A 19,048-nucleotide genomic window follows, 5' to 3' on the forward strand; every position below is an offset into this window, starting at 1 on the left:
GGCACGCCTCGCCTCATCTGCCAGCTTAGGCAGCATCGGCGGCTCCGGCTCCGGAGAGGGGTGAGGGGCTCAGGTCACGACGACCCGCAGACCCGCCTCCTCGAACCGGCGGACCGCTTCCGGGTCCGCGCCCGAGTCCGTGACCAGGGTGTCCACCGACTCCGCCGCGCAGATCCGGGCGAACGCCCGCCGGCCCAGCTTGCTGGAGTCGGCGGCCACGATCACCCGCTCGGCCCGCTCGCAGAGCAGCCGGTTGATCGCGGCCTCCGCCTCGTCGTGGGCCGCCGCCCCGTGCACGGCGTCGAAGCCGACGACACCGAGCACCGCCACATCGAGGGTGATCTGGCCCAGCACCCCGTCGGCGAGCGGCCCGACCAGTTCGTACGACTGGGCCCGCGCCACCCCGCCGGTCAGCACGATCTTGAACTGCGGGCGTACGGCCAGCTCGTTCGCGATGTTGAGCGCGTTCGTCACCACCGTCAGCGCGGGCGACCCGGAGGAGAGGTCACCGCGTACCGCCAGGGCCCGCGCCACCTCCGTGGTGGTCGTGCCGCCGGTCAGTCCCACCGCCTCGCCCGGCGCGACGAGATCCGCCACCGCCTTCGCGACCCGCTGCTTCTCCGAGGCGTGCCGGGCCGTCTTGTAGCGCAGCGGCAGCTCGTACGACACCCCGTGCACCACCGCGCCGCCCCGGGTGCGCACCAGCATCTGCTGCTCGGCCAGCTGGTCGAAGTCGCGCCGGATCGTCGCAGCCGACACCGCCAGCTCGGTCGCCGCCTCCTCGACGTCCAGCCGGCCGCGCTCCACGAGCAGCTCCAGCAGCGCCTTCCAGCGGGCGTCCCGCGACATCCGCCCTCCCGTTCCCTCGCTCTCCGGTGACCCTAACGCACCCCTCGTCCGGCTGCATGCTTGAAATTGCTCGAAACATCGCTCAATCTTGCAAGAACAAGCATCGAGGCTTTGGGGGTGTGGGCATGACCCATGTCGAGGACGAACTGAACAGCCAGCCCGAGTGCTGGAGCCGCGCCGCCGCGCAGGCCCCCGCGCACATCCGGGCCCTGCCGGCACCGGGGGAGCGGGTCGCGGTGGTCGGCTGCGGCACCTCGTACTTCATGGCGCAGGCCGTCGCGGCCCTGCGCGAGGGCGCGGGCGGGGGCGAGACCGACGCCTTCGCCGCCTCGGAGTTCCCGCACCACCGCGCCTACGACCGGGTGGTCGCCCTCACCCGCTCGGGCACCACGACCGAGGTGCTCGACCTGCTGGGTCGGCTGAAGGGCGGCACCCGGACCACCGCGGTCACCGCCGACCCGGCCACCCCCGTGATGTCGATCGCCGACGAGACGGTCGTCCTCGACTACGCGGACGAACGCTCCGTCGTCCAGACCCGGTTCGCCACCACGGCCCTCACCCTGCTCCGCGCCCACCTGGGCCTGCACGGAGACGCCGTCGTCGCGGACGGGCGCACGGCCCTCGGCACACCGCTGCCCGAAGGGCTCGTCGACTGCCGCCAGTTCACCTTCCTCGGCCGGGGCTGGACCGTCGGCCTGGCCAACGAGGCCGGTCTGAAGATGCGCGAGGCCGCCCTCGCCTGGACCGAGGCCTACCCGGCGATGGAGTACCGGCACGGCCCCATCAGCATCACCACCACCGGCACCGCGACCTGGATGTTCGGTGGCGCCCCGGAGGGACTGGCCCAGCAGGTCCGCGACACCGGCGGACTGTGGATCGAGGGCACCCTCGACCCGCTCGCCGAACTCGTCCGCGCCCAACGGCTCGCGGTCGCCGTCGCCGCCTCCCGGGGACTGGACCCCGACCGGCCCCGCCACCTCACCCGCTCGGTCGTCCTCACGCCCTGACCCGCCCGGAAAGGACGGACCGTGCCCCTCACCACCACCGGCGAGCTCGTCGACCGCGCCGCCGCGAACCGCTCAGCGGTCGCCTCGTTCAACATCATCACGCTCGAACACATCGAGGCCGTCATCGCCGGCGCCGAGTCGACGAACGCCCCCGTCGTCCTCCAGGTCAGCGAGAACGCCGTCAGATTCCGCCACGGACGCCTGCTGCCGCTCGCCCGCGCCGCCGTCGCAGCCGCCGAGCGCGCCGACGTCCCCGTCGCCCTCCACCTCGACCACGTCCAGAGCGACGACCTGCTGCGCCAGGCTCCGGACGCCGGCTTCGGCTCCGTCATGTACGACGCGGCCCGGCTGCCCTACGCCGACAACCTCGCCGCGACCCGGGCCGCCGTCGACTGGGCCCACGCCCACGGGCTCTGGATCGAGGCCGAGCTGGGCGAGATCGGCGGCAAGCCCGGCCGGCCCGCGCCGGACCCCCACGCCCCAGGCGCCCGAACCGACCCCGACCGGGCACGCGCCTTCGTCACCGACTCCGGCGTGGACGCGCTGGCCGTCGCCATCGGCACCACCCACGCCATGACCACCCGCACCGCCACGATCGACCACACCCTCCTCAAACGGCTGGCCGCCACCGTCGACGTCCCCCTCGTCCTGCACGGTTCCTCCGGCCTGCCCGACGACGAACTCACCGCGGCGGTCACCGGCGGTATCGCCAAGGTCAACGTCGGAACGGCCCTGAACATCGCCATGACCGGCGCGATCAGGCAGTACCTCACCGACCGTCCGGAGGCCGTCGACTCCCGCGGCTACCTCACCGTGGGCCGCGCGGCGATGACACGGGCGGTGGCGGGCGTCATCGCGGCCCTGGGCCCGGCGCCGTCCTGACCTACCGCTTCACGGCCCTCAGCACGACGAACTTCGGGTCCGACGCCACCACTTCGCTGTTGCCGAACAGCCGGCGCAGCTTCACGTGGTACCCCAGGTGACGGTTGCCGACCACCCACAGTTCGCCGCCCCGGCGCAGGGTGCGCCGGGCGCCGGTGAACATGCGCCAGGCCGTGGCGTCGGTGGTCGCCTGGTGGGAGTGGAAGGGCGGGTTGTTGAGCACCAGGTCGACGCTGCCGGCCGGTATGCCCGACAGTCCGTCGCCCACCCGGAACTCGGCGTGCCCCGGGACGTCGTTCTCCCGGTAGGTGGCTTCGGCGGACGCGACCGCCTGGAAGGACTCGTCCACGAACAGCACCTCGGCCCGCGGATCGGCCAGCGCCACCGCCGTACCGACGACGCCGTTGCCGCAGCCCAGGTCCACCACCCGGCCGCCGCCCCCGCCGGCGGGCAGATGCCCCAGGAAGAAGCGGGTGCCGATGTCCAGGCGGTCGGCGCAGAAGACGCCCGCGTGGTTGACGACGGTCCGGCCGGAGACCGGGCCGATGCCGTCGGGAAGCGTGTAGCGGTACGGCCAGGGGTTCGCGGGGCGCGCGAGCGCGGGATCCGGCGTGCACAGGATCAGCCGTGCCTTCCGCTCGGCGAGCGAGGTCCTGGTCGGGCCGAGGATCCGCTCGAAGAGGTCCAGCGTCGAGGTGTGGATCTCCTTCACCATGCCGGTGCCGACGACGACCGTGCCCTCGTGCACCGCCGGCGCCAGCCGCAGCAGCTGGTCCTCCAGCAGCGCCAGGCTCTTCGGGACACGGACCAGCAGCACGTCGATCCGGCCCGGCGGGGGATCCTGCGTGGTGAGCAGCCGGACCGTGCCCGGCTCGACGCCGTTGCGGGCGAGGTTCGCGCGGGTCGCCTCCTGTCCGAGCCAGGAGTCGGTGATCTGCGTCGGACGGTGCGCGGCGAGCGCCGTGACCAGCGCGCCCCAGCGGTCGCCGACGACCACCACGGTGCCGGACAGCGGGACCTGCCGGTCGGCGAGATGCCGGAGGAGATACGCGTCGGACGCGTCCCAGGCACGCAGCCCGTCCCGCGGATCCTCGGGAAACCGGGCCAGCACCGGCTCGCCCCACGGAGTCGTCATACGGTCGTTCATCGTCCGACCAGGCTAGCGGAGCCGCAGATCAGGGCGCGTCCGGCAGGATGGGGACATGGACGCCGAACTGTTCCCCCGGACACGCGGCGAGATCGCGCCGGGCGCGGTGCACGTGCCGGACTGGCTGGACGCGCGTGAGCAGCGCGAGCTGCTGGAAGCCTGCCGGGAGTGGAGCAGACCGCCCGCCGGACTGCGTACCGTCCGCACCCCCGGCGGCGGCACCATGACCGCCCGGCAGGTCTGTCTCGGATGGCACTGGTACCCGTACGGCTACGCCCGCACGGTCGTCGACGGTGACGGCGCCCCGGTGAAGCCGTTCCCCGGACGGCTCGGCGAGCTCGGCCGTCGGGCGGTCACCGACGCGCTCGGTACGCACGCCGCACGGGGAGCCGCCTACGACATCGCGCTCGTCAACTTCTACGACGCGGACGCCCGCATGGGCATGCACCGGGACAGCGACGAGAAGTCGGACGCACCGGTGGTGTCGCTGAGCCTCGGCGACACCTGTGTCTTCCGCTTCGGCACCACGGAATCCCGCTCCCGCCCCTGGACGGACCTGGAGCTGCGCAGCGGCGACCTGTTCGTGTTCGGCGGGCCGTCCCGGCTCGCCTACCACGGGGTGCCCCGGGTGCACGCGGGCACCGGGCCGCCGGAGTTGGGGCTCATCGGACGGCTGAACATCACCTTGCGGGTGAGCGGCCTGTAGTCGGTCCGCGCCGGCTTGCGGATCATGGGAGACTCGCCTTCATGAGCGGGAAGGCGGACCCCCGGCCGGCGGGGGAAGGGACCACCTCGAGGACGCGGCTGGACCGGGGGCGCGGCGCGCTCGGACCCGCACTGGAGCTCGTGCACACCGGACGCGCGCCGACCCGGGCGGTGCTCACCGCCGAACTCGGCGTGACCCGCGCGACGGCCGGTGCGGTCGCGGCGGAGCTGGAGGCGCTCGGGCTGATCCGGGTGGACGCCCGGCCCGGTGCGGCGGCCGGTTCGCAGGGGCGCCCCTCGCACCGCCTCTCGGTCGCCGAGGACGGCCCCGTGGCGCTCGCCGCGCAGGTGCACGCCGACGGGTTCCGGGCGGCCCTGGTCGGGCTGGGCGGCCGTATCGTCGCCACGGCGCCCGGCTGCGAGGTGGTCGACGCGGACCCGGCGAAGGTGCTCGGCTCCGTCGTCGCGGCCGGTGCCGACCTGCTGCGGGAGACCGGGCGGCGGTGCGTCGGCGCCGGTCTCGCGGTGCCCTCGGCGGTGGCCGAACCGGAGGGGCTGGCCCTCAACCCCCTGCACCTGGCCTGGCCCGCGGGCGCCCCGGTGCGGGAGATCTTCGCCGAGCAGGTGCGCGCGGCCGGCCTCGACGGGCCCGCCTTCGCGGCCAACGACGTCAACCTCGCCGCCCTCGCCGAACACCGGCACGGCGCCGGGCGCGGCGCCCGCGACCTGCTGTGCGTGGCCACCGGCCACCGCGGTGTCGGCGGCGCGCTGGTGCTCGACGGCCGCCTGCACTCGGGAAGTTCGGGTCTCGCGCTGGAGGTCGGCCATCTCACCGTCAACCCCGAGGGCCGCCCCTGCCACTGCGGCAGCCGGGGCTGTCTCGACGTCGAGGCGGACCCGCTGGCCCTCCTCACCGCGGCGGGACGCGCGCCGGGCCCCGAGATGTCCCTGCTGAAGCAGGCCGACGACCTGATCCGCGGCCAGTACGACGACCCCGGGGTGCGTACCGCGACCGAGTCCCTCATCGACCGCCTCGGCCTCGGCCTGGCCGGACTGGTGAACATCCTCAACCCCGACCGGATCATCCTCGGCGGCCTGCACCGCACCCTGCTGGAGGCCGACCCCGAGCGGCTCCGCGCCGTCGTCGCCGACCGCAGCCTGTGGGGCCGCAGCGGAAGCGTCCCCATCCTCCCCTGCACCCTGGACCACAACAGCCTGGTCGGCGCGGCGGAACTGGCCTGGCAGCCGGTCCTGGACGATCCTCTTGGTGCACTGGTGTAACCGCGAGCACAGGGCAGCCGGCCCGACGGACCAACAGAAAGCCGATTTCATGACCCACCAGCTCACCGTCAGCGTCCTGGGCACCGGCATCATGGGCGCCGCGATGGCCCGCAACCTCCTCCGCGCCGGGCACACCGTGCGCGCCTGGAACCGCACCCGCGCCAAGTCCGAGCCCCTCGCCGCCGACGGCGCGCACATCGCCGGCACCCCCGCCGAGGCGGTCGAGTCCGCCGACGTCGTCCTCACCATGCTGTACGACGGCCCGGCCACCCTGGAGACGATGCGTCAGGCCGCGCCCGCCCTGCGCCGCGGAACCGTCTGGGCGCAGTCCACCACCGCGGGCATCGAGGGCGTCGCCGAACTGGCCGGCCTCGCCCGGGAGCACGGTCTGCTCTTCTACGACGCCCCGGTCCTGGGCACCCGCCAGCCCGCCGAGGCCGGTCAGTTGACCGTGCTCGCAGCCGGCCCCGCCGAGGGCCGGGACACGGTGGCACCGGTGTTCGACGCGGTGGGCGCCCGCACCGTATGGGCCGGCGAGGACGGCGCGACGGCCGCCGCGACCCGGCTGAAGCTGGTCGCCAACAGCTGGGTGCTCGCCGCGACCACCGCGGCCGGTGAGGCACTCGCCCTGGCCAAGGCGCTCGACGTCGCACCGGAAGGATTCTTCGACCTCATCGCCGGTGGCCCGCTCGACATGGGGTACCTGCACGCCAAGGCCGGGATGATCCTGGACGGGCGGCTGTCCCCGGCCCAGTTCGCCGTGACCACCGCCGCCAAGGACGCCCGGCTGATCGTGCGGGCCGGGGAACAGCACGGGGTCCGCCTGGACGTCGCCGCCGCGAGCGCCGAGCGGTTCGAGCGGGCCGACGCCCAGGGCCACGGCGACGAGGACATGGCCGCCGCCTACTACGCCAGTTTCGACGACGGGCCCGCCGTCTGAGCACCGAGGAGTGCCTTGTGTCCAAGCCCCCGCTTCCTCCCGAGGCCGACGAACTGCTGCGCAGGCCCAATCCCAGCGTCATGGCCACGCTGCGCTCCGACGGCGCGCCCGTCTCCACGCCCACCTGGTATCTGTGGGAGGACGGCCGCGCCCTGATGAACTTCGACGAGGGCCGGGTCCGTCTCCAGCACGTCCGCCGCGACCCGCGCGTCACCCTCACCGTGCTGGCCGGGGACGACTGGTACACCCACGTCACCCTCATCGGCCGCGTTGCCGACCTGTACGACGACGAGGGCCTGGCCGACATCGACCGGCTCTCCCGGCACTACACGGGCAACCCGTACCCGGACCGCGAGCGGCCCCGGGTCAGCGCCTGGCTCGAGGTCGAGCGCTGGCACGGCTGGGGCGCGATGAAGGACAGCGGCCAGGCGTCCACCTGACCGCGCGTTCACCACTGGCGCCCGCGGGGCAACAGGTCCCGTTCCGGCGCCGACAGGTGCAGCACCTGGAAGACCTCGCCTTCCGCGTCGGGCGCGTCATGGCTCCAGAGCGAGAAGCTCACCAGCTCCCAGCGCGCGGTGTCCACGCCGGCCGCCGCGAGCAGTGAGCCCTCCCGGCCGGCCAGCCGCGCGCACTCCCCGGCCGCCTCCTCGGCCACCTCGCCCACCCGCACCCCGTCCGGAACGGGACGCCGGTGCCGTACGGCGACGGCCGCCGGAGCGGTCGGGGCCTCCCCCTCCTCGTGGGCCAGTCCCGTCCACTGCCGCACGGGGGGACGTCCGAAGTCGTCGGCGATGCCCTGGAAGCCGCCGCCCCAGAGGAAGGCGTTCATGCCCTCGACGGTGTTCCACAGGTAGAACGGCGCGTACTGGTTGACGGGGGATCCGTGCACCCCGCGCTCGCGCACCAGATACGCCTTGACGCCGAGGCCCGGCCACGCGTCGAGCAGATGCCCGCGCCGGGCCACGCGGTCCCTGATGATCCGCATGTCGTAGTCGGCGGGCAGGGTGAGTTCGTACTGAAGGGCGTGCAACGGAGTTCTCCTCAAGGGAAGTCGACGGACCGGCGCTCCCGCGGCGCGAGCAGGGCGAGCAGTCCGCGCACCCCCGCGTCGAACGCGGCGGGGGAGCCGGAGGCGCGGGCCAGTACGTAGCCCCCCTGGACGGTCGCGACGACGGCCGCCGCGATCTCCCCGCCGTCCAGTCCCGGCGCGAACTCGCCCCGCTCCTTGCCCTCTTCGACGATTCCGGCGAGCCGGGTGCGCAGCCAGTCCAGGGTTTCGTCCACCGGTGCGCGCAGCGACTCGTCGGCGACGACGTCCGGGTCCATGGTGAGCCGTCCGACCGGACAGCCGCGCAGCACATCGCGCTCGCGCAGCAGATACGCCGCGATCCGCTCGTACGGTGTGCCGGGACCGTCGAGCACACCCGCGGCGCCGGCCCGCATCTCCTCCGCGGTCCGGCGGATCGCGGCCAGCGCGAGATCGGGCTTGCCCTTGAAGTGGTGGTACATGCTGCCCTGGCCCGCGCCCGACCGCTCCTGGATCGCCTTCGGGCTGGTGCCCACGTAGCCCCGCTCCCACAGCAGCTCGCGGGTGGACTCGATCAGTCGCTCGGACGTGCTCATGGAAGACACTGTACATACCAGTAGGTACAGAAGGCGAGGGTTCCCCGGTCGCCGAGGGAGCAGGCGTTCCGCCGCCCCGTACTCCCCGGGAGGTACGCGCGGTGCCGCTGGCCGTACGACGACGGGAACCCCCTCGCGGGACGACTCTCGGAGGTGTCGCGCAAGGAGCGACGAGACGACCCGTCCGAGGAGTTGAACGATCATGCAGACCCTGGCGCACTTCGGCGACGGCGGCCCCGGCCCGTGGATCCTGCTCGTCCCCCTGATCTGGGCCCTGGTCATCGGCGGCGGGATCGCCCTCCTGCGCCGCACTGTGTGGCGCGGACGCCGCGGACCCGGACGGCCCACGGCGGAGGACGACTCGCCCATCACGGTGCTCGGCCACCGCTTCGCCTCAGGCGAGATCGACGAGGACGAGTACTGGCGCCGGCTGTCCGTCCTGGACGAGCAGTTCGGCCGGCACGGCAAGGGCGGTGCCCGATGACCGCCACGACCACCGGCACCCGGACCGCCGCCCGGGTCGTCGACGCCGTCAAGGTGTACGGCGCCGGCGACACCGCCGTACGGGCCCTGGACGGGGTGAACCTGACCTTCCCGGCCGGCCGCTTCACCGCGATCATGGGGCCCTCGGGCTCCGGCAAGTCGACCCTGATGCACTGCGCGGCCGGACTGGACACCCTCACCTCCGGAGCCGCCTGGATCGGCGACACGGAACTGGGCGGCCTCGACGACCGCCGCCTCACCCTGCTGCGCCGCGACCGCGTGGGCTTCGTGTTCCAGGCGTACAACCTGGTGCCGACGCTCACCGTCGCGGAGAACATCACCCTGCCGCTCGATCTCGCGGGCGGCGGGGGAGACCCCGAGTGGATCGACGCCCTGATCGACGTCGTGGGCCTGCGCGACCGGCTGCGGCACCGGCCGAGCGAACTCTCCGGCGGGCAGCAGCAACGCGTCGCGGTGGCCCGGGCGTTCGCCGGCCGGCCGGACGTCGTCTTCGCCGACGAGCCGACCGGCAACCTCGACTCCCGCTCCGGCGAGGAGGTGCTCGGGCTGCTCGGGCGCACCGTACGGCAGACCGGCCGCACCGTCGTCATGGTCACCCACGACCCGGTGGCCGCCGCCCACGCCGACGAGGTGGTCTTCCTCGCCGACGGACGGCTGGTCGACCGGATGGAGTCCCCGGCCGCCGACGCGGTCCTGGACCGGATGAAAGCCTTCGAGGTGCCCTCATGAACACCTCCCTGCGTCTGAGCGTGTCCTCCCTGCGCGCCCACAGGCGGCGCTTCGCCGGGACGTTCCTCGCCGTGTTCCTCGGCGTCGCCTTCCTGGCCGGGACGCTCGTCATGGGCGACACACTGCGCGCCAGCTTCGACAGCATGTTCGGCAACGCGGCCCGCGGCACCGATGCCGTCGTGCGCAGCGCCGACGCCATCACCACACCCGGGGAGAGCCAGGGGGTACGGCAGCCGGTCCCCGCGGACCTGGTACGCACCGTGGAGCGGGTCCCGGGCGTCGCGGCGGCCGCCCCCGACATCCAGGGCGCCGGACAGCTCGTCGGCACCGACGGCGAGCCGATCGGCGGCCAGGGGCCGCCCACCCTCGCCGGCAACTGGATCACCGACCCCGAACTCAACCCGTACCGCCTCGCCGAGGGACGGGTTCCGCAGAAGTCCGGGGAGGTCGTGGTGAACCGCGGTGCCGCCGAGCGGGGCGGCCTGGAGATCGGCGACACGACCGTGCTGCGCACCCCCGACCCGGTCCGGGTGACCGTCGTCGGTCTCGCCACCTTCGGCGGTGAGGACGGCATGGCCCAGGTGACCTTCACCGGCATGACCCGGGCCGACGCCGAGAGGTATCTGACGGCCCGTCCCGGCGAGGCGGCGAGCATCCTCGTGCGGGCCGGACCGGGCGTGAGCCAGGAGGAACTGGTCGACCGGCTGGCTCCCGCACTTCCCGAGGGCGTCGAGGCCATCACCGGCCAGGAGTCGGCCGAGGAGAACAACGAGATGATCTCCGGCCAGTTCCTGAGCATCTTCACCCTGTTCCTGCTGGTGTTCTCCGGCGTCGCCCTGCTGGTGGCGACCTTCTCCATCCACAACACCTTCGCGATCGTCGTCGCCCAGCGCACCCGCGAGAACGCCCTGCTGCGGGCGCTGGGTGCCTCGCGTCGGCAGGTCACCGCCGCCACCCTGGTGGAGGCGGGCGCGGTCGCCGTGACCGCGTCCGCGGCCGGACTGGCGGGCGGCATCGGCATCGCGGCGGGACTCCAGGCGCTGTTCCCGGCGATCGGCTTCCCCTTCCCCGAGGGCGCGCTGGTGATCGGTCCGGTGTCGCTGCTGCTGCCGCTCGCGGTGGGCGTCGTGGTCTGCCTGGGCTCCGCCCTGCTGCCCGCCGTACGCGCGGGGCGCACCGCACCGCTGGCCGCGCTGCGCGAGACGGCCGTCGACACCTCCGGTGCCTCCCGCGCCCGCGCGGTCGCCGGTGCGGGTCTCGCCGCCCTGGCGGTCGCCGTCACGCTCACCGGCGTCCTGGTCTCCCCGTCCGTCTGGCTGGCCGGAACCGGCGCGGTCCTGGCCCTGGTCGCCTTCGTGGTCCTCGGGCCCGTCGCGTCCTCCACCGCCGTGCGTCTCCTCGGCGGCCCGCTGGACCGGCTGCGCGGCGTCACCGGCTCCCTCGCCCGGCGCAACGCCCTGCGCAGCCCGAGGCGGACGGCCGCCACCGCGAGCGCGCTGATGATCGGCGTCGCGGTCGTCTCCCTGTTCACGGTGTTCGGGGCGTCGCTGAAGGCCACGATGGACCAGACCGTCTCACGGTCCTTCGCGGGCGACGTCGCCGTCAGCGCACCGTCGTTCGGGGCCGGCGGCAGCGGACTGAGCCCCCGGCTGGCCGGCGCGGTCGCGGAGCTGCCCGAGGTGGACACCGCCGTCGGGCTGGGCCGGGGCGTCGCCGAAGTCGACGGCGACGGACGGGCGTTGACCGTCACGGACCCGGGCGCGCTGGGCCGCGCCTTCGACCTCGGCGAGGTCACCGGCTCCCTCGACGCGCTGGGCACCGACGGCATCGCCGTCACGGAGCGGGAGGCCGAGCGGCTGGGTGTGACTCCCGGGGACACCACCCGGCTCCGCTTCACCGACGGGGACGAGCGGACCTTCACGGTCCGTGCCGTCTACGGGCGTTCCGAACTCGCCGGCGACTACGTCATCACCCGTGCGGCCTGGGCACCGCACCGCACCCAGGACGCCGACACCCTAGTCGCGGTGACCTTCGCCGACGGCGTGGACACCGACGCGGGCAAGGCCGCGGTGCGCCAGGTCGCCGACGACTACGGCAACCCCGAGGTCCAGACCCGCGACGAGTACGCGCGGTCCTCGGCGGGCGGCATCGACATGATGCTCACGCTCGTCTACGCGCTGCTCGCGCTGGCCGTGCTCATCGCGCTGCTCGGCATCGCCAACACGCTGACGCTGGCGATCCACGAACGCACCCGGGAACTGGGTCTGCTCAGGGCCGTCGGCCAGACCCGCTCCCAGCTGCGGGCGATGGTCCGCTGGGAGTCGGTCCTGGTCGCCGCGTTCGGCACCGCGGGCGGGCTCGCCCTCGGTACGTTCCTGGGCTGGGTCCTGGTGGAGGCCTCCGACGGCGCGAGCGACAGCGCGTTCGCCTTCGCCCTGCCGCCCGTGCAACTCGCGGTGGTGGCCCTGGTGGGCCTGACCGCAGGCGCCCTGGCATCCCTCCGCCCAGCCCACCGAGCCTCCCACCTGAACCCCCTGACCGCGATCGCCACGGAGTAACCCGGCACACCGCCCGGCGCGACACCCCTCCATGGCCGCCACGGAGGGGTGTCGCGCCGGGCGACACCCCTGGCTCCCCGCGAGCAGCCGCGCTGCGGGACGGCGCGACATCCCTGGCTCCCCGCGAGCAGCCGCCCCGCGGGACGGCGCGACATCCCTGGCTCTCCGCGAGCAGCCGCGCCGCGGGGCGGCGGCGCGGGACGGCGTGACGCTCCTCCGTGGTCGCCTCGGGGTAACCGCTGCCCCGGCTCGGTGTGCCGCTCTCCGCGGGCAGTCGTGCCGCAGGGCGGCGGCGCCGGACGGCGCGACGCTCCTCCGTGGTCGCCTGGGAGTAGCCGCCGCCCCGGCTCGGTGTGCCGCTCTCCGTGGGCAGTGGTGCCGCGGGGCGGCAGCGCGGGACGGCGCGACACCCCTGGCTCTCCGCGGGCAGTCGTGCCGCAGGGCGGCACGGGTGGGCGCGACGGCACCCCGCTGGCGCCGGGTTGCGCAACGCCCTCCGGTCCACTCGCGCACGGGTGCGGTCCGTGGGGCGGTACGGCCCGCACTCGGCTGGTGCCGGGGCGGCAACGCCCTCCGGTCCACTCGCGCACGGGTGCGGTCCGTGGGGCGGCAACGCCCTCCGGCCCACTCCCGCACGGGTGCGGTCCATCGGGCGGCACGGCCGCACCCGGCAGGCGCCGGGCCGGGGCCGTGCAACGCCCCCGCCCCGCGCACGCACAGGTGCCCTGGAGAGCCGCCGCCACGGCGTGACGCTCAGCCGGGAACGGCGGACCGCGCCGGCGCCGGCTCGGCCCGGTGGTCCTCGGTGGCGTGTTCCACCAGGGCGACCTCCGCGAACCGATCCACGTATTCACCGTCCGTGAGCCGGGGCCGCCGGTCCCGGACGGGCGACGCCGTCACGGACGGCGCCGGCAGCGTGAACCACACGACCTTGCCGGACTCACCGTCCGGCACCGCGCCCCAGCTCTCACTCATCGCGGCCACCATCGCCAGCCCGCGCCCACAGGTGGCGAGCGGGCCCGCGTCCGCCACGACCGGCAACCGCGGGTCGTGGTCGTGCACCGAGACCTTGAGCCGGTCGAGCAGCAGCTCGATCTCGACGGTGCACGTCTTGTCGGGCCGGGCGTGCCGGTGGACGTTGGACAACAACTCCGTCACACCGAGCGAGGCCCGGTCTATCAACGGGTCCATATGCCAGTAGCGCAACTGCGCAGATACGATTCTGCGGACCTGGCCGATCCGCGACGGCAGGGCTTGGAGCTCCACCGTGCAGTGCCTGCTTGGGTGACTGATCACGGCTGCGACTCCCCGACGTGAGGTCCGGAAGAACACGGAAGACGGATCCAGCAGGGCGCCCGCGTGACGCCGGCGCCCGCTGTCGTGGCCGGCGGGCTGGTTCGCAGCGTTATCGCCGGTAAACCCAGAGTTACGTGAGACCAGCGTGACGTAAGAGGTGAAGTGACGCAAGTCACGGACATCTCAGGCGCCGCGCCCCGAAGCCCGGCGTACGGCCTCGATGAAACGGCGGGCGGCCGGCGGGCCGGGTTCACCCGGCGCGGGGTCGTGGTCGCCCAGGGTCAGCAGGTAGCGCGTGCCGTTGAGGTCCGCCAGCGCCCGGTCCTCGGGCGCGAACCAGGGCCTGGACGCCCGTACGGCCTGCACCGGCGCGCTGTCGATCTCACTGCCGTAACTCGTGAGCAGCTCCAGCCGGCCGCCGCTGATCCGGACCTGGCCGGCCCGGGTGAGCGAACGCAGCCGCTTGCCGATCCGCACGCCCGTGGCCGTGAACTCGGGCTCCGCCATGCCACCCGCCCCCTTGTGCGCGTCGGTGTGCCGGACCGTGCTCCACGGGCCGGCTCCTGCCCAGCTCCAGTGTGCCCCCGTACGGGGCGCTGCTCACGCCGGTGCAGTCTGCCCCCACCCGCCGCCGAGCACCAGTACGCGCGCCCTCGTTCCCCGGTGCGCGGGGAGCACTCGCGCCAATGCGCCCCCATGTCGCCACCACGCGCGCCCCAGGGGTGCCTTTGAGCCGCTCAAAGGTGTGTTTATGCAGGTGAGAGGCGGTGTGGATGGTGCTTATGATCGGGGTACCGGCCGCGCGGGACGCCGTCGGCGCTCAGCGTAAGGAGCCCTGCCGTGAGCACCCCACCACAGACCCTGACCGGCGCCACCCTCGACGTCGACCACAGCGACGCCGCCTACCGGGCCTGGCTGAAAGAGGCCGTCCGCAGGGTGCAGGCCGACGCCAACCGCTCGGCCGACACCCATCTGCTGCGCTTCCCGCTGCCGGATCGGTGGGGAATCGACCTCTACCTCAAGGACGAGTCGACCCACCCGACCGGCAGCCTCAAGCACCGGCTGGCCCGTTCGCTCTTCCTCTACGGGCTGTGCAATGGCTGGATCCGCCCGGGCCGCCCGGTGATCGAGGCGTCCAGCGGCTCCACCGCCGTGTCCGAGGCGTACTTCGCGAAGCTGATCGGCGTGCCCTTCATCGCCGTCATGCCGCGCACGACGAGCGCCGAGAAGTGCCGCCTGATCGAGTTCCACGGCGGACGGTGTCACTTCGTGGACGACCCCCGCACGATGTACGAGGCGTCGGCCGCCCTCGCGGCGGAGACCGGCGGCCACTACATGGACCAGTTCACCTACGCGGAACGGGCCACGGACTGGCGGGGCAACAACAACATCGCCGAATCCATCTTCCGCCAGCTGGAGTTGGAGCGGTTCCCGGAGCCGGCGTGGATCGTCGCCACGGCCGGCACCGGCGGCACCTCCGCGACCCTCGCGCGCTACGTCCACTACATGCAGTACGACACCCGCATCTGTGTGGCCGACCCGGAGAACTCGTGCTTCTTCCAGGGCTGGACCACCGGCGATCCGGACGTCGCCTGTGACCGCGGTTCCCGGATCGAGGGCATCGGCCGGCCCCGTATGGAACCGAGCTTCGTGCCCGGCGCGATCGACAGGATGATGAAGGTGCCCGACGCGGCCAGTGTCGCCGCGGTGCGCGCCCTGGAGGGAGTCATCGGCCGCAAGGCGGGCGGCTCCACCGGCACCGGGCTGTGGAGCGCGCTGAAGCTCGTCGCGGAGATGGTCGCGGAGGGACGGCACGGGAGCGTGGTGACGCTGCTGTGCGACCCGGGGGACCGCTATCTGGACAAGTACTACTCGGACGCCTGGCTGGCCGGACAGGGCCTGGACATCGCGCCGTACACGGCGGCGATCGAGTCCCTGCTGCGGACCGGCGTCTGGCCCGACGGAGGGCCGCCCCGCGAGCCGGCGGTCCCGTGAGGTCACCGCGACGCGGAACGCGCGTCAGCGTGCCGACGTCCGGTCAGACGTCGGCGGCCTCCGCGGAGTCCTCGGGTTCGCCCGCCACCACCAGGCGCCGCAGATGCTCCGACACCTCCGCGCGGGCCCCCTCGGGCAGCCCGGAGTCCGTCACCAGGGTGTCGACCTGATCCAGGGAGGCGAACGAACTCAGCCCCACCGTGCCCCACTTGGTGTGGTCGGCGACCACGACCACCCGCCGGGCCGACTGCACCAGCCTGCGGTTGGTCTCGGCCTCCGCGAGGTTCGGCGTCGACAGCCCCGCCTCGACCGATATCCCGTGCACGCCGAGGAACAGCAGATCGAAGTGGAGCGCCGCGATCGCCTGGTCGGCCACCGGCCCCACCAGCGAGTCGGACGGCGTGCGCACCCCGCCGGTCAGCACGACCGTGGCCGTGCCCTGTCGGTTCCCCGAGGTGCGCTGCGCCGCGTGGAAGACATCGGCCACCCGCACCGAGTTGGTGACCACCGTGAGGTCGGGGACGTCGAGCAGTCGGTGCGCCAGCGCGAAGGTCGTCGTACCGCCCGAGAGCGCGATCGCCGCGCCGGGGGAGACCAGCTCGGCCGCCGCCCGGGCGATGTCCTCCTTGGCGGTGGGCTCCAGACCCGACTTGGCCTCGAACCCGGGTTCGTGCGTGCTCGCCTCGACCACCGGGACCGCGCCGCCGTGGACCTTCTCCAGCACGCCCTGCCGGGCCAGCGCGTCGAGGTCGCGGCGGACCGTCATGTCCGACACGCCGAGCTTGCGGGTCAGCTCGTTGACCCGGACCCCGCCCCGGCGCCGGACCTCGTCGAGGATCAGGGTGCGCCGCTGCTCCGCGAGGAGGTTCTGATTCTCGCTCACGTACGCTCCGGTCCTTTCGCCGCAAAGCCGTCCGACACACCTCGCGCACCCACCGCGACAAGCGGGTTCACGCCCGTCATCGGTGCGCGGAGGTCCCATCCTCGCATGCCGCGCCCCCGGCGGCGCCACCGGTGGTTCGTCGCGCTCATGTCACTGATCTCCCGTATGTTGCTTGCTTGTCACACGGATCGGGGAGATTACGTGACGAGAGGTGCGGGCCGTCCCGTCACGGGAGATCCTGTGCCCGCACGGACGGAGCCGACGGGGCGTCACGGGGGAAGTGCGAATCAGTGGAGAGCGCGCAGCAGCACAGGCCGGCCGAGGGCGCCGAAGGCCCCGGCACACCGGGCGGGGAGCCGGGGACCGCCCTGGAACTCCTGGTGCACGGGGTGGGCGGCACCACCCCCGAGGAGATGCTCGACGACCCGCGCACGGTCCGGGTCACCGGTGACGACACCGCCGCCGTGTTCCGCCGCGCCGACGACGTCGACGCGGAGCGGGAGCCCGCCGGCCGCCGCGAGGGGCCCGTCCCCGAGGCCTACGTCTGGTGCAACCTCACCTCCGGGAACGGCTCCCGCGCCCTGTGGCTGCTGCTCCTCCCCTTCATGGTGGTCAACCTCGCCCACTGGATGCGCCCCACGGCCCACGGCCGCCGGCGGGCGGTCCGGCTGTACGGGCTGCTGGTGCGGCTGGCCGGACTCAGCCTGACGGTGCTGCTCGTCGCCGCCGCCTGCGAGGTCGCCCTGGACCTCGCCGCCTGGCAGTGCGCGGGCACGCTCGCGTGCGCCGAACGGCACTCCTGGCTCGGCTTCCTCTCACCCGAGCTCTCCGACGGCGGCTGGTGGAGCGCTCCCGGCCGCCGGCTCGCGCTCGCCGCCCTGGTGCCCGCCGCCCTCACCGGCCTGCTGTGGTTCCTGTCCCTGCGCACCTGGAGCGCGTACGAGTCCCAGCAGCCGATGGGCCACGACCCCGAGCCCGAGGAGGACGGCGGCCGCACCGCACTGGGCCGACCCGGCTTCTGGTACGGCCGCCGCCTGGGCGCCCGGCTGCGCGCCGCGCACACCGCCGCCGGACTGCTCACGGTCGCCGCCGCGGTGGGCTCCGCCGCCGCCCGGTACGACCGCGAGCCGGGCGGCCCGGCCGCCCTGGCCGTCCTCGGTGTGCTGATGGAGGCCGCGCTGGTCGCCGGAGCGTGTGTCGTGGTGTGGGTGGTCTGCCGCCGAGGCCGCGCCGAACGCCGGCTGGACGGCGAGCTCGACCTGCACGTGGTGCGGTACCTGCCGCTCGCCGCCCTCGTCCTGCTCGCCCTCAGCCTGCTCTACGCCGGGTGGCGGCGCCCCGGCTGGGAGTCCGCCGGACGGCTGCCGGGCGACGCCACCTTCGGCGCCGTCGCCCTCGCGCAGGGGCTGCTGGTGATCGTCCTCGCCGGCGTCGCCCACAGCCTGCACCGCACCCATCCCGACCGGCGCGCCGCGATGCGGGGCCTCGCCGGGCCTGCCGTCGCCATGCTCGCCTGCGCCCTGGGCGGCGTGATGTCCGGCGGCGTCTCCCAGCGGGTGTCCGACTGGCTGGACGGCACCGGCACCTCGATCCCCGGGCCACCGGTACTGCTGACCTGGCAGGCGTCCGTGATCCCGCCCCTGCTCGTCGTGGTGCTGGTGCTGTGCGCCCGGCTCGCCCGGCGCGCCTGGCGGACGGCCCGCGCGGAACGCGCCGCCGTGGAGCGCGAGTACCCCGGCGAGACCGGCGACCCCGGCCGCACCCGCCGCATCGCCTCCGTACGCGCCATGGCCGCCCTCACCGACCGCGGACCACGCGTCCTCGCCGTCACCGCCACCGCGACCCTGCTGCTCGGCGCCGGCGCCCTGGTCGGCGCCCTGACCACCGACAAGACCCCCGGCGAGGCGGCGCAAGGCTCGTACGCCGTCGTCCACGGGGCCGCCGAGACCGCGCAGGCGCTGGGCTCCTGGCTGATCGGACTGGGCTTCATACTCTTCGTCACCTGGGGCCGCCGCGCCTACAAGGACGCCTCCGCGCGGCGCACCATCGGCATCCTGTGGGACGTCGGCACCTTCTGGCCGCGTGCCGCGCACCCCTTCGCGCCACCCTGCTACGCCGAGCGCGCCGTACCCGATCTGACCTGGCGGATCGCCACCTGGACCCGGGCCACCGGCGGGCGCCTGGTGATCTCCGGCCACTCCCAGGGCAGCGTCCTCGCCGCCGCCGCGGCCTGGCAGCTGGCCCCCTCCACCCGCAGACGCGTCGCCCTGCTCACCTACGGCTCGCCGCTGGAGCGGCTGTACGGCCGCTGGTTCCCGGCCCACTTCGGACCGGACGCGCTCGGCTCGCTGCACCGCGAGGTCGACTGCTGGCGCAACCTCCACCGGCGCACCGACCCCATCGGCGGCCCGATCCGGCTGCCCGGCGACGGCGGCCCCGACGTGGACCGTCCGGCGCTCAAGGACCCCCTCGCCTACGGCCGCACCGAGGACCATCCGCTGCCCGCGCCGATCCTCGGCCACTCCGACTACCAGGCCGACCCGGCGTTCGCCGAGGAGCGCGCCCGGCTCCTCGCCCGGCTCCGCCCCGGGGTGCCGGCACCTCGGCACACCGGGGAGCCCGGCGGCGGCCCCCCGGCGTGAGCGG

Annotated in this window: 18 protein-coding genes; 11 read left to right on the forward strand and 7 right to left on the reverse strand. The window is 74.1% G+C overall.

The features are described from left to right. Positions 1 to 69: 69 nt before the first annotated feature. Positions 70 to 849, reverse strand: a complete 780-nt coding sequence (locus ACZ470_RS14635) for a DeoR/GlpR family DNA-binding transcription regulator (RefSeq protein ID WP_468427251.1) — start codon at positions 847 to 849, stop codon at positions 70 to 72. 125 nt (positions 850 to 974) lie between these two features. Here ACZ470_RS14635 and ACZ470_RS14640 point away from each other — a divergent pair, with 125 nt between their 5' ends. Next, positions 975 to 1,856: an SIS domain-containing protein gene (locus ACZ470_RS14640; protein ID WP_468427252.1), complete on the forward strand. Its 882-nt coding sequence runs from the start codon at positions 975 to 977 to the stop codon at positions 1,854 to 1,856. A gap of 21 nt (positions 1,857 to 1,877) precedes the next feature. Further along, positions 1,878 to 2,738, forward strand: coding sequence for a class II fructose-bisphosphate aldolase (locus ACZ470_RS14645; RefSeq protein WP_468427253.1), 861 nt, complete (start codon positions 1,878 to 1,880; stop codon positions 2,736 to 2,738). Between the two features lies 1 nt (position 2,739). Here the strand turns inward: ACZ470_RS14645 and ACZ470_RS14650 are convergent, their stop codons facing one another. After that, positions 2,740 to 3,873 carry a methyltransferase gene (locus tag ACZ470_RS14650; protein WP_468427601.1) on the reverse strand — a complete coding sequence of 378 codons (1,134 nt, stop codon included), beginning with the start codon at positions 3,871 to 3,873 and terminating at the stop codon, positions 2,740 to 2,742. A gap of 67 nt (positions 3,874 to 3,940) precedes the next feature. On the opposite strand from ACZ470_RS14650, the gene ACZ470_RS14655 reads away from it, so the two are divergent. From ACZ470_RS14655 to ACZ470_RS14670, 4 genes are read left to right on the forward strand one after another with little or no spacing between them, the layout of a single operon-like run. Continuing rightward, entirely contained in the window at positions 3,941 to 4,591 is a 651-nt protein-coding gene (locus ACZ470_RS14655; RefSeq protein WP_468427254.1) for an alpha-ketoglutarate-dependent dioxygenase AlkB family protein, read from the forward strand. A 41-nt stretch (positions 4,592 to 4,632) separates the two neighbouring features. Then, the gene (locus ACZ470_RS14660) at positions 4,633 to 5,871 is read left to right on the forward strand and encodes an ROK family protein (RefSeq protein WP_468427255.1); all 1,239 of its coding nucleotides are present in this window, start codon (positions 4,633 to 4,635) and stop codon (positions 5,869 to 5,871) included. Continuing rightward, positions 5,858 to 6,811, forward strand: coding sequence for an NAD(P)-dependent oxidoreductase (locus ACZ470_RS14665; protein ID WP_468427256.1), 954 nt, complete (start codon positions 5,858 to 5,860; stop codon positions 6,809 to 6,811). The genes ACZ470_RS14660 and ACZ470_RS14665 overlap by 14 nt, the downstream gene beginning before the upstream one ends. Before the next feature lie 17 nt (positions 6,812 to 6,828). Beyond that, a complete protein-coding gene (locus tag ACZ470_RS14670) occupies positions 6,829 to 7,251 on the forward strand; it encodes a PPOX class F420-dependent oxidoreductase (RefSeq protein ID WP_468427257.1) in 423 nt (140 codons plus the stop codon). A gap of 8 nt (positions 7,252 to 7,259) precedes the next feature. Here the strand turns inward: ACZ470_RS14670 and ACZ470_RS14675 are convergent, their stop codons facing one another. Both ACZ470_RS14675 and ACZ470_RS14680 read right to left on the reverse strand, forming a co-directional pair. Further along, a complete protein-coding gene (locus ACZ470_RS14675; protein ID WP_468427258.1) occupies positions 7,260 to 7,844 on the reverse strand; it encodes a DUF4865 family protein in 585 nt (194 codons plus the stop codon). Positions 7,845 to 7,855: 11 nt separating this feature from the next. Then, positions 7,856 to 8,437 (reverse strand): TetR/AcrR family transcriptional regulator, encoded by a 582-nt coding sequence (locus tag ACZ470_RS14680; RefSeq protein WP_468427259.1) that lies wholly within the window; start codon positions 8,435 to 8,437, stop codon positions 7,856 to 7,858. Between the two features lie 202 nt (positions 8,438 to 8,639). Between ACZ470_RS14680 and ACZ470_RS14685 the strand changes: the two genes are divergently transcribed. The 3 genes from ACZ470_RS14685 to ACZ470_RS14695 are packed head-to-tail and all read left to right on the forward strand — an operon-like array spanning position 8,640 to position 12,228. Continuing rightward, on the forward strand, positions 8,640 to 8,921 hold the full coding sequence (locus ACZ470_RS14685; RefSeq protein ID WP_468427260.1) for an SHOCT domain-containing protein: 282 nt from the start codon (positions 8,640 to 8,642) through the stop codon (positions 8,919 to 8,921). After that, a complete protein-coding gene (locus tag ACZ470_RS14690; RefSeq protein ID WP_468427261.1) occupies positions 8,918 to 9,670 on the forward strand; it encodes an ABC transporter ATP-binding protein in 753 nt (250 codons plus the stop codon). The genes ACZ470_RS14685 and ACZ470_RS14690 overlap by 4 nt, the downstream gene beginning before the upstream one ends. After that, entirely contained in the window at positions 9,667 to 12,228 is a 2,562-nt protein-coding gene (locus tag ACZ470_RS14695; protein WP_468427262.1) for an ABC transporter permease, read from the forward strand. The genes ACZ470_RS14690 and ACZ470_RS14695 overlap by 4 nt, the downstream gene beginning before the upstream one ends. Before the next feature lie 753 nt (positions 12,229 to 12,981). Here ACZ470_RS14695 and ACZ470_RS14700 read toward each other — a convergent pair. Together ACZ470_RS14700 and ACZ470_RS14705 are read right to left on the reverse strand one after the other, a co-directional pair. After that, complete coding sequence (locus tag ACZ470_RS14700) at positions 12,982 to 13,524, reverse strand: ATP-binding protein (protein ID WP_468427263.1); 543 nt, start codon at positions 13,522 to 13,524, stop codon at positions 12,982 to 12,984. Between the two features lie 183 nt (positions 13,525 to 13,707). Beyond that, positions 13,708 to 14,031 (reverse strand): hypothetical protein, encoded by a 324-nt coding sequence (locus ACZ470_RS14705; RefSeq protein ID WP_468427264.1) that lies wholly within the window; start codon positions 14,029 to 14,031, stop codon positions 13,708 to 13,710. Positions 14,032 to 14,364: 333 nt separating this feature from the next. Between ACZ470_RS14705 and cds1 the strand changes: the two genes are divergently transcribed. Then, a complete protein-coding gene (cds1, locus tag ACZ470_RS14710) occupies positions 14,365 to 15,519 on the forward strand; it encodes an L-cysteine desulfhydrase Cds1 (RefSeq protein WP_468427265.1) in 1,155 nt (384 codons plus the stop codon). A 43-nt stretch (positions 15,520 to 15,562) separates the two neighbouring features. Here the strand turns inward: cds1 and ACZ470_RS14715 are convergent, their stop codons facing one another. After that, positions 15,563 to 16,402, reverse strand: coding sequence for a DeoR/GlpR family DNA-binding transcription regulator (locus ACZ470_RS14715; protein ID WP_468427266.1), 840 nt, complete (start codon positions 16,400 to 16,402; stop codon positions 15,563 to 15,565). A gap of 290 nt (positions 16,403 to 16,692) precedes the next feature. Between ACZ470_RS14715 and ACZ470_RS14720 the strand changes: the two genes are divergently transcribed. Next, positions 16,693 to 19,044: a hypothetical protein gene (locus tag ACZ470_RS14720; RefSeq protein WP_468427267.1), complete on the forward strand. Its 2,352-nt coding sequence runs from the start codon at positions 16,693 to 16,695 to the stop codon at positions 19,042 to 19,044. The last annotated feature ends 4 nt before the right edge of the window (positions 19,045 to 19,048 follow it).

It is taken from the genome of Streptomyces sp. NPDC031111, from assembly GCF_055570675.1.

Bases quoted from the DNA above. Each gene is read 5' to 3' on its own strand.
- ACZ470_RS14635 (WP_468427251.1), bottom strand. From the start codon at position 849: ATGTCGCGGGACGCCCGCTGGAAGGCGCTGCTGGAGCTGCTCGTGGAG.
- ACZ470_RS14640 (WP_468427252.1), top strand. From the start codon at position 975: ATGACCCATGTCGAGGACGAACTGAACAGCCAGCCCGAGTGCTGGAGC.
- ACZ470_RS14650 (WP_468427601.1), bottom strand. From the start codon at position 3,873: ATGACGACTCCGTGGGGCGAGCCGGTGCTGGCCCGGTTTCCCGAGGAT.
- ACZ470_RS14655 (WP_468427254.1), top strand. From the start codon at position 3,941: ATGGACGCCGAACTGTTCCCCCGGACACGCGGCGAGATCGCGCCGGGC.
- ACZ470_RS14660 (WP_468427255.1), top strand. From the start codon at position 4,633: ATGAGCGGGAAGGCGGACCCCCGGCCGGCGGGGGAAGGGACCACCTCG.
- ACZ470_RS14680 (WP_468427259.1), bottom strand. From the start codon at position 8,437: ATGAGCACGTCCGAGCGACTGATCGAGTCCACCCGCGAGCTGCTGTGG.
- ACZ470_RS14685 (WP_468427260.1), top strand. From the start codon at position 8,640: ATGCAGACCCTGGCGCACTTCGGCGACGGCGGCCCCGGCCCGTGGATC.
- ACZ470_RS14690 (WP_468427261.1), top strand. From the start codon at position 8,918: ATGACCGCCACGACCACCGGCACCCGGACCGCCGCCCGGGTCGTCGAC.
- ACZ470_RS14695 (WP_468427262.1), top strand. From the start codon at position 9,667: ATGAACACCTCCCTGCGTCTGAGCGTGTCCTCCCTGCGCGCCCACAGG.
- ACZ470_RS14705 (WP_468427264.1), bottom strand. From the start codon at position 14,031: ATGGCGGAGCCCGAGTTCACGGCCACGGGCGTGCGGATCGGCAAGCGG.